The organism is Mesorhizobium sp. M1A.F.Ca.IN.020.06.1.1 (assembly GCF_004023265.1).
Lineage (GTDB): Bacteria > Pseudomonadota > Alphaproteobacteria > Rhizobiales > Rhizobiaceae > Mesorhizobium.
In genome coordinates this window covers 1-2088 of record NZ_RZSR01001013.1, presented here as the reverse complement: position 1 = coordinate 2088, position 2088 = coordinate 1, and the positions used below count along the sequence as shown (strand labels likewise).

Here is a 2088-nt window from a genome sequence, read left to right as displayed (position 1 = left end):
GCCGCGCGCTCGGGCGCGGCGAGATCGCCTTCGAGTATCGCGTCGAGACGCGGCACCGTTCCCTGCGCGACAAGGCGCGTTCGGCCCAGGCCGCGGCGGACGCCGAAGACCTGGACGCCGCGCTGCTCGCCACGCTCAAGGCGCTGCGGCTGCGCCTGGCGAAGGAACGCCAAGTCCCGGCCTATGTCGTTTTCTCCGACCGCACGCTGATCGACATGGCCGAGCGCTGCCCGCGCGACCTCGCTGCCTTCGCCGCGGTGAACGGCGTCGGCGAAGCCAAGCTCAAGGAATTCGGCGAGGTCTTCCTGAGCGCGATTGCGGAGCATCAATCCGGCGGATCAGGTTGAGGCACAATCGGCCGGCGCTCACGCTCGGCCGGCCCAACCCACGGCGGATCATTCGCACTCAAACGTCAATCGCCCAGCCGGCGCGCAACGCCCGCTTTCAGTTGCGCCTTGGATGGCCCCGACCATGGTGTTTACAGCGTGCAAGGGCTGCAAGCCGGCCTCGCGCACCAGCGTGCGCCAGGTGAAGAAGCTCAGCGCCGGCTGAAGCATCGCGCGCTGGCTGCCGTCGAGGCCTTGGCCGAGCACGTCCTGGCAGGCCGTGGCGGCAAGCGCGTGCGCTTCATCGATACACCCGATACGCCGCACGCTGAAATGTGAACGGCGCCGATCGGTGGTTCCGCGCCGTTCCTGTGGAAACATTCCTGTTGCAATCTTCGAGGCAAACAGTTCGAATAAAGTCTTTCCGGGGGAACAAGAATTGTGAACAAGGGTGTGGTACGGCTTATTCCAAAGCCGAGGGCCTCAATATTCATCTGTGGTTGCGGTCATACCGGGTCGACCTTGCTCGCCCGGATATTGGCAGCGCATCCGGATGTCTTCAGTGTTCCGCGGGAGACAAGCGCTTTTGTCTCGGACAAAGGCGCCAGATGGACCAAGCTAAGCTTGCTTTTGCTTGAGGCGGCGATTTCGCGCCGGAGCGTCTGGGTCGAGAAAACCCCCGGGCATATTCATTACACCCGTCAGATACGCGAGACGATCCCGGATGCCCGTTTCATCGTGGTGACGCGCGATGGCCGCGATGTCGTGACATCGCTCGGGCAGCGCTACGAGGGCGATTTCGACAGAGCGTTCCAAAGGTGGGTCGCCGACAGCAGGGCTTCGATGCTCTGCGTCGAGAGGGGCGGGGCCATGTTGTGGCGCTACGAGGACTTTATCGAGTCGCCTGCGCTTTCCATCGAACGGCTATGCCGCTTCATGGGTGTGGCTTTCGATGCTGCCATCCTGGACTATCACCGGCATCCGGTCGTCTGGGGAAGGGCAAGAAGAGTTCGCACGGCGCATTCGGCTCGCCGTTCGGCGCAGGTCAACCAACCGATAACCGACTACAGGGGCGGCTGGCGATCGAAGCTGCCTGAGGAATTCGCCTCGCGTTTCGAGGCAGGTGAGGCTCAGGAGCTGATGACCTATTTCGGATATTGCTGAGGGCGACTGTCGCGCTCCTTCGCCAAGGCTTCGGAGGGTATCTCGCTCGCTCTTAAGGGATTTGAGGCTTGTCCCGCGAAAGCGCGCAGCTCGAAGCAGGATGGCGGAGAGGGAGGGATTCGAACCCCCGATACCCTTGCGAGTATGCCGCATTTCGAGTGCGGTGCATTCGACCACTCTGCCACCTCTCCGCGAGGTCATGGTCGGCCGTTGCCGGCGCGGCGCACTAGATAACGGCTGACCGCCGCAGTTACAAGGCCCTAGTCGACCGATTTCCCGCTTCTTGAAAAAGCGTCGGTGAGGCGCGGACCGGCGCGCGGCCCACGGCATGCTCAGGAGCAAGGGCCGCTTGCCTTGACTTCCGCGCGACCTTCGGTTAGGGACAGCCCGCATCCGGCGTGGGGCTTCTCCGCGCCGCTTGTTTTTTGAACCCGCAGACTGACAAAAAGACGGCCGAACCGCCTGAAGCGGTTCATCGAGGCCGACCGAACAGCGAAAGGCAAAAAATGTTCGCAGTCATCAAAACGGGCGGCAAGCAGTATCGCGTCGCCGCCAACGATCTGCTCAAGATCGAGAAAGTCGAAGCCAAGGTCGGCGA

At 62.8% G+C, this 2088-nt stretch carries 4 protein-coding genes and 1 tRNA gene; 3 read left to right on the top strand and 2 right to left on the bottom strand.

The annotated features are described in order from the left end of the window. A partial coding sequence (locus tag EOA60_RS30310; RefSeq protein WP_206628322.1) for an HRDC domain-containing protein occupies positions 1 to 347 on the top strand: 347 nt, incomplete at its 5' end. Between the two features lie 48 nt (positions 348 to 395). Here the strand turns inward: EOA60_RS30310 and EOA60_RS37885 are convergent. Beyond that, a complete protein-coding gene (locus tag EOA60_RS37885; protein WP_127335349.1) occupies positions 396 to 707 on the bottom strand; it encodes a hypothetical protein in 312 nt (103 codons plus the stop codon). 243 nt (positions 708 to 950) lie between these two features. On the opposite strand from EOA60_RS37885, the gene EOA60_RS30300 reads away from it, so the two are divergent. After that, the gene (locus EOA60_RS30300) at positions 951 to 1490 is read left to right on the top strand and encodes a sulfotransferase (RefSeq protein WP_164748307.1); all 540 of its coding nucleotides are present in this window, start codon (positions 951 to 953) and stop codon (positions 1488 to 1490) included. Positions 1491 to 1591: 101 nt separating this feature from the next. On the opposite strand, the gene EOA60_RS30295 is transcribed toward EOA60_RS30300, so the two are convergent. Further along, positions 1592 to 1681: transfer RNA gene (locus tag EOA60_RS30295), tRNA-Ser, on the bottom strand. 315 nt (positions 1682 to 1996) lie between these two features. On the opposite strand from EOA60_RS30295, the gene EOA60_RS30290 reads away from it, so the two are divergent. Then, a partial coding sequence (locus EOA60_RS30290) for a bL21 family ribosomal protein (protein ID WP_206628323.1) occupies positions 1997 to 2088 on the top strand: 92 nt, incomplete at its 3' end.

Bases quoted from the DNA above. Each gene is read 5' to 3' on its own strand.
- EOA60_RS37885 (WP_127335349.1), bottom strand. From the start codon at position 707: ATGTTTCCACAGGAACGGCGCGGAACCACCGATCGGCGCCGTTCACAT.